General features: G+C 72.7%; 5 protein-coding genes. All 5 read right to left on the bottom strand.

The features are described from left to right. The coding region (locus CCN56_RS29740; RefSeq protein ID WP_143664661.1) for a TIM-barrel domain-containing protein at nt 1–1,867 on the bottom strand (1,867 nt) is incomplete at its 3' end. 116 nt (nt 1,868–1,983) lie between these two features. Beyond that, nucleotides 1,984–3,213 carry a cysteine--1-D-myo-inosityl 2-amino-2-deoxy-alpha-D-glucopyranoside ligase gene (gene mshC, locus CCN56_RS29735; protein WP_041128397.1) on the bottom strand — a complete coding sequence of 410 codons (1,230 nt, stop codon included), beginning with the start codon at nt 3,211–3,213 and terminating at the stop codon, nt 1,984–1,986. A 346-nt stretch (nt 3,214–3,559) separates the two neighbouring features. Then, entirely contained in the window at nt 3,560–4,396 is an 837-nt protein-coding gene (locus CCN56_RS29730; protein ID WP_179200028.1) for an SCO1664 family protein, read from the bottom strand. Beyond that, on the bottom strand, nt 4,360–4,950 hold the full coding sequence (locus CCN56_RS29725) for a DUF3090 domain-containing protein (protein ID WP_086831043.1): 591 nt from the start codon (nt 4,948–4,950) through the stop codon (nt 4,360–4,362). The genes CCN56_RS29730 and CCN56_RS29725 overlap by 37 nt, the downstream gene beginning before the upstream one ends. 67 nt (nt 4,951–5,017) lie before the next feature. After that, nucleotides 5,018–5,707, bottom strand: coding sequence for a histidine phosphatase family protein (locus tag CCN56_RS29720; protein ID WP_086831042.1), 690 nt, complete (start codon nt 5,705–5,707; stop codon nt 5,018–5,020). Between the last annotated feature and the right edge of the window lie 73 nt (nt 5,708–5,780).

Genomic DNA, 5,780 nt, shown 5'->3' with positions numbered 1-5,780 from the left:
CCTCTTCGTCCGCGCCGGGGCGGCCGTCCCCATGTGGCCCGGCTCCATCCGCTCGTACCGGGACGGCCGCCCCGGCGCGGACGAAGAGGGGCAGGGTGTCGAGGGGGGCGCTGTAGTCGTCGACGGTGACGGGGCCCTGGTAGGTGCGCCCGCTCCAGTAGTCGATCCAGGTGCCCTTCGGCAGATAGATGCCGTCGCGCTCCGTCGCGTCCTGGTAGACGGGGGCGACCAGGAAGTCCTCGCCGCTGAGGAACTCGTACTTCGCGGCCTCGGTCGTGGCCTTCGGGTCGTCCGGGTACTCCAGGGCGAGCGGCCGGGCGAGGCCGACGCCGGTCTTCGTGGCCCGGTACGCGTGGCTGTAGATGTACGGGAGCAGGGCCTCGTGCAGCTTGAGCGAGGCGCGGTTGATGCCGGTGTAGGGCTCTCCGTAGCGGAAGGGCTGCTTGTCGTTGGCGGCCCAGCCGTCCATGGTCATGGTGACGGGCAGGAACATCTTCCACTGGAGGTCGCGGGTGTACGTCTTGGCGCTGCCGCCGAAGATGCCGTCGACGTCACCGGTGGTGTAGGCGAGTCCGGACATGGACGCGCCCGCGTACGTCGGGATCTGCCAGCGGATGTACTCCCAGGAGCCCGACTGGTCGCCGGACCACTGGACTCCGCAGCGCTGGGCGCCGGACCAGCTCTCGGGGGCCCAGGTGAAGCCGCGGGCGTCGCTGTTGGCCTCGATGCCGGCGTGGGCGTCCTTGCAGCCGTCGAGGGCGAACTTGTAGCCGGAGCCGACCCAGGCGACGTCGAGCTTGGCGACCCGCTGGCCGGCCTTGACCTGGTCGGCGAGCTTGTCGATGCCGTCCTCGGTCCACAGGCCGAGCTTCATGTCGCGGTCCGCGAGGCCGGCGGAGGTCTCGGCGAGGTTCTCGTAGCCGCAGCCGTAGCCGTCGTTGACGAGCATCCAGCCGTTGGGCATGTCGTGGGCGACGTAGCCGTCGGCGACCTTCAGGGCGTCGAGGGTGTGGCGCTCGCCCCGGTTGGCGTTGTGGAGGTAGCAGTCGGAGTCGCCTATCTCCAGGCCGTACACGGGCGGCAGGAAGGGCTTGCCGGTGAGCTGCGTGTACTGCCCGATGACGTCCTTGAGGGCGTCCTTCCCGTCGCCGGCGAAGTAGTAGGCGTCGAAGCGCTGTTCCTTCGCGCTGGTGGTGACGGGGTCGGTGAAGGCGTAGGTGTTGGGGGCGTAGGTGTTGCGGTAGACGCCGTAGCCGGCGGAGGAGAGGTAGAACGGGACGGAGTTGGGGTGGCCGCCGTCGTTCCAGTTGTAGTCGACGCCGACCTCGACGGTCTTGCCGCGGTGGGAGGTGTTGCCGCGGCCGTTCTGCATGCCGGCGCCGTAGAACTGCTCGTCGGCGCCGCGGGCCAGGGTCTGGACGGTGCGGTCCTGGTTCCAGGTGAGGCCCTGGGTCTCGGTCCAGAGGGGGGTGCCGTCGGCGCGTGCGGCCGAGAAGCGCAGCGGTGACTTGGTGGCGCGCAGGGTCACCTTGGAGGTGGCGAGCTCGTAGCGGTCGCCGAGGTCGCGCCAGCGGGTGGCCGGGGGCGGGCCCTGGGGCAGGGTGATGTCGGTGCCGGTGGGGTCGGTGAACCTGCCGTCGGGGGCGAGTTCGATGCGGAAGGTGTCGGCGGTGACGAAGGAGACGCGGGCCTCGGTGCGGCCGGCGGTCAGCCGGTAGACGGATCCGTCGGCGGCGAAGCCGGTGACGTCGCCGACCGTGGTGTCGGTGGGGGTGGCCGAAGCGGTGGAGCCGGGTCCCGCGAAGGCCGCGAAGAGCCCGAGGACGGCTCCGGCGAGTGCAACTTTCATGCGTGATGATGATTGCATGGAGGTTGTTTAGCGCAGGAGCGAGCATCCCCGCCAGGACAAAACGGAACCGCCCTCGGACTTCGGCGAGAAGTCCAAGGGCGGTTGCCTGAAAGGGAGTTGTGCGGTCCTGCTCGTTACAGGGCCACACCGAGCAGTGCGTCGACAGCGCGCGAGACGAGACCGGGGGCGGACTCGTCCTCGCCGCCCTCGGCCGTCTGGAGCGCGGCCCAGCGGTCGACCGCGGCGAGCGCGGTGGGGGTGTCGAGGTCGTCGGAGAGGGCCTCGCGGAGCTCCTCGACGAGCGCGTCGGCGGACGGGCCGTCGGGGCGCGAGACGGCGGCGCGCCAGCGGCCGAGCCGCTCCACGGCCGTCTCCAGGACCTGGTCGGTCCACTCCCAGTCGTCGCGGTAGCGGTGCGAGAGGAGCGCGAGCCGGATGGCGGCCGGGTCGACGCCGTCGCGGCGGAGCTTGGAGACGAAGACCAGGTTGCCCTTGGACTTCGACATCTTCTCGCCGTGCAGGGCGACCATGCCGGCGTGGACGTACGCCTTGGCCATGGGGAACTCGCCCGTGAGGGTCTGGGCGTGGGAGGCGCCCATCTCGTGGTGCGGGAAGATCAGGTCGGAGCCGCCGCCCTGCACGTCGAAGCCCATGCCGAGGTGGTCGAGGGCGATGGCGACGCACTCGATGTGCCAGCCGGGGCGGCCGGGGCCGAGGCTGCCGCCGTCCCAGCTCGGCTCGCCCTCGCGGGCGGCCATCCACAGCATCGGGTCGAGCGGGTTCTTCTTGCCCGGGCGGTCCGGGTCGCCGCCGCGCTCGGCGGAGAGGTGGCGCATCAGCTCGGTGCTGTAGTGCGAGACCTGACCGAAGTGCGGGTCGGCCTCGACGGAGAAGTAGATGTCCCCGTCGAGCTCGTACGCGGCACCGGAGTCACGCAGCCGCTCGACGAGCGGGATGATGCCCGGTATCGCCTCGACCGCGCCGATGTAGTGCTGCGGGGGCAGCATCCGCAGGGCGGTCATGTCCTCGCGGAAGAGGGCGGTCTCGCGCTCGGCGAGGCCGACCCAGTCGATGCCGTCGCGGATCGCGCGCTCCAGGAGCGGGTCGTCCACGTCGGTGACGTTCTGGACGTAGTGGACCTGCCGCTTGGTGTCGAGCCACACGCGCTGAACGAGGTCGAACGCGTTGTAGGTCGCCGCGTGACCCATGTGGGTCGCGTCGTACGGCGTGATGCCGCAGACGTAGATACGGGCGACGGGGCCGGGGGCGAGGGTCACTCGCCCGCCGGTCGCGGTGTCGTGGATCCGGAGGTCGCGGCCCTTGCCGGGAAGGGCGGGGACCTCAGAAGCGGGCCAGGCATGCATGCCCCGAGCGTAACCGGACAGGTGTTCCGGATACGAACCGGATCCGGGATCTTGACCGATTAGGCGCTCTTGCGGGTCGGAGGCGTGCGTGCATACCCCCGAGGGGTTCACACCCCTCGGAGGACGTGGCCGAAAACATTCGGTCGCTGGGGCGGGACCGTCGCCGGGGGCCGGCACCGTCCCGGGCGGGCCACCACCGCCCCGTGTGGGGCAAGCGCCGCCCCGTGCGGGGCAGGCACCGCCCCGTGTGGGGCAGGCACCGCCCCCGTGCGGGGGCCGGGGCCCGCACGCGGGAGCCGGGACCTCGCGTGCGGGCCCAGGGGGCCCTGCGGGTGTGACCGGGACCTCAGACGGGCGGCCAGGGGATCGCGGGCCACCGGCCCGAGGGCTCCGGGTGCCGTCCGGTGGCGCGCAGCGCCTCCACGCGGGCGCGTACCGCCGCCACCTCGGCGCCGGTCAGGAGTTCCGCCAGTCGGGTGGCGAGCGGCGCTCCCGGGTCCAGGGACCGGTCGAGCGCGTCGAGCACGCCGACCGCCTCGGCGGGCAGCTCCTCGCCCGCCCAGCCCCACAGCAGGGTGCGCAGCTTGTCGTCGACGTGGAAGGTCACCCCGTGGTCGATGCCGTACAGCCGCCCGCCGGGGGCGGGCAGCAGGTGCCCGCCCTTGCGGTCGCCGTTGTTGATGACGGCGTCCAGGACGGCGAGCCGGCGCAGCTCGGGGGTGTCCGCGTGGACGAGGAGCGCGGTGCGCTCCTCGTCGATCTGCGCGGGCCCCACGGCCTTCCAGCCCTCGCCCGCCTCCTCGTCCTCGGTGAGGGCCAGGAGCCGGGCCCCGGGGTCGGCCTCGATCCACAGCTGGACCATGCCCTCCCCGTACGGCCCGTCGCGGAGCACGGTCGGCGGGACCAGGCCCCAGCCGGTGGCCTCGGAGATCTCGTACGCGGCGACCTCTCGCTGGGCGAGGGTGCCGTCGGGGAAGTCCCACAGGGGCTGCTCCCCCGCGACCGGCTTGTAGACGCAGGCGGCCTCGCGGCCCTCGTGGGCGACGGAGCAGTACAGCACGGCGTTGGACGCCTCGCGGACCCGGCCGCGCACGGTCAGCTCACCGCGTGCGAGCAGCTCGATGTCGCGCGGGCTCTCGGGGCTGCTCATGCTCCGCGGCGGTATCCGTTCTGGCGCGGGCAGACGTGCCCCTCGGGGTCGAGCGGCAGGCTGCACAGCGGGCACGGCGGGCGGCCGGCGTTGACGACGTCCAGGGCCCGCTTGGCGAAGGCCCGGGCCTGGGCCCCGCTGAGGCGGACGCGGAGCATCGGCGGGCCGTTCTCCTCGTCCTGGAGCATCCGCTCCTCGGCCTCGGCGAGGTCCTCCTCGGAGTCCGCGTCGAGTTCGACGAGCGCCTGCGCCTCGACGATCATGCGCTGCTCCTCGCCGTCCCAGGCGAGGGCCATGGTGCCGACCCGGAACTCCTCCTCGACGGGCACGTCGAGGGGGGCGGTGTCCGCGATCTCGGCCGGTGCGACGGCCGGTACGGGCGCGTTGCCCCCGGTGCGGCGGACGACCTCGTCGAGGAGTTCGTCCATGCGCTCGGCGAGGGCCGCGACCTGGGTCTTCTCCAGGGCGACGCTGGTGACCCGGCCGCCGGCGGACGCCTGGAGGAAGAAGGTACGGCGGCCAGGCAGCCCGACCGTGCCGGCCACGAAACGCTCCGGTGGGTCGTAGAGGAACACCTGACGGGACACGTTCCCGGCTCCCTTGAGTCTCGACAGTCGTACTACAGCGGCGCGTCCACCCTACTGCGCGAGGGGATCACGGTGCGCCCGCACCACCACCGACCTCTGCCGTCCCGCTGCTGTCGGGGTGCTCGCGGGGGGCGAAGCCGGCGAAGTCCCCGGTGTCGCCGAGACGGAGGAGGAAGGGACGCACGCGCGTGTAGCGGATCGCGGTGACCGAGCAGGGGTCGACGTGGATGCGCTGGAAGAGGTCGAGGTGGAGCCCGAGGGCGTCGGCGACGATCGCCTTCACGATGTCCCCGTGGGAGCACATGAGGTACGTGGCGTCCTCGCCGTGCTCGGCCTCGATGCGGGCGTTCCAGTCGCGTACGGCCTCGACGGCGCGGTCCTGCATGGCGCGCATGGACTCGCCGCCGGGGAAGGCGGCGGCGGACGGGTGCTGCTGGACGACGTCCATCAGCGGCTCGTCGTTGAGCTCCGCCAGCTTGCGGCCGGACCAGTCGCCGTAGTCGCACTCGCTGATCCGGTCCTCGACGTGGAGCGGGAGGCCGGGGCGGGCGTCCAGGAGCGGCCGCAGGGTCTCCCGGCAGCGCTGGAGGGGGCTGGTGACGGCCGCGGCGAGCGGGACCTCCGCGAGGCGCCCGGGAAGGGCGGCGGCCTGCGCGGCCCCGCGCTCGTCGAGCGCGATACCGGGCAGGCGCCCGGCGAGGACCCCGGAGGTGTTGGCGGTGGAGCGTCCGTGCCGGACGAGGATCAGCGTGGCCATGCGGGCCAGCCTAGGGCCTGTCCGACGCCTTGCGAGGTGCCGTGCCGGACGCCGCGGACCCGGCCATGATCCG

Source organism: Streptomyces sp. NRRL B-24572 (genome assembly GCF_002156145.1).
Lineage (GTDB): Bacteria > Actinomycetota > Actinomycetes > Streptomycetales > Streptomycetaceae > Streptomyces > Streptomyces vietnamensis.
The sequence above is the reverse complement of the archived record's forward strand: the minus strand, read 5'-3'. Positions and strand labels throughout refer to the sequence as shown.

Bases quoted from the DNA above. Each gene is read 5' to 3' on its own strand.
- mshC (WP_041128397.1), bottom strand. From the start codon at position 3,213: ATGCATGCCTGGCCCGCTTCTGAGGTCCCCGCCCTTCCCGGCAAGGGC.
- CCN56_RS29720 (WP_086831042.1), bottom strand. From the start codon at position 5,707: ATGGCCACGCTGATCCTCGTCCGGCACGGACGCTCCACCGCCAACACC.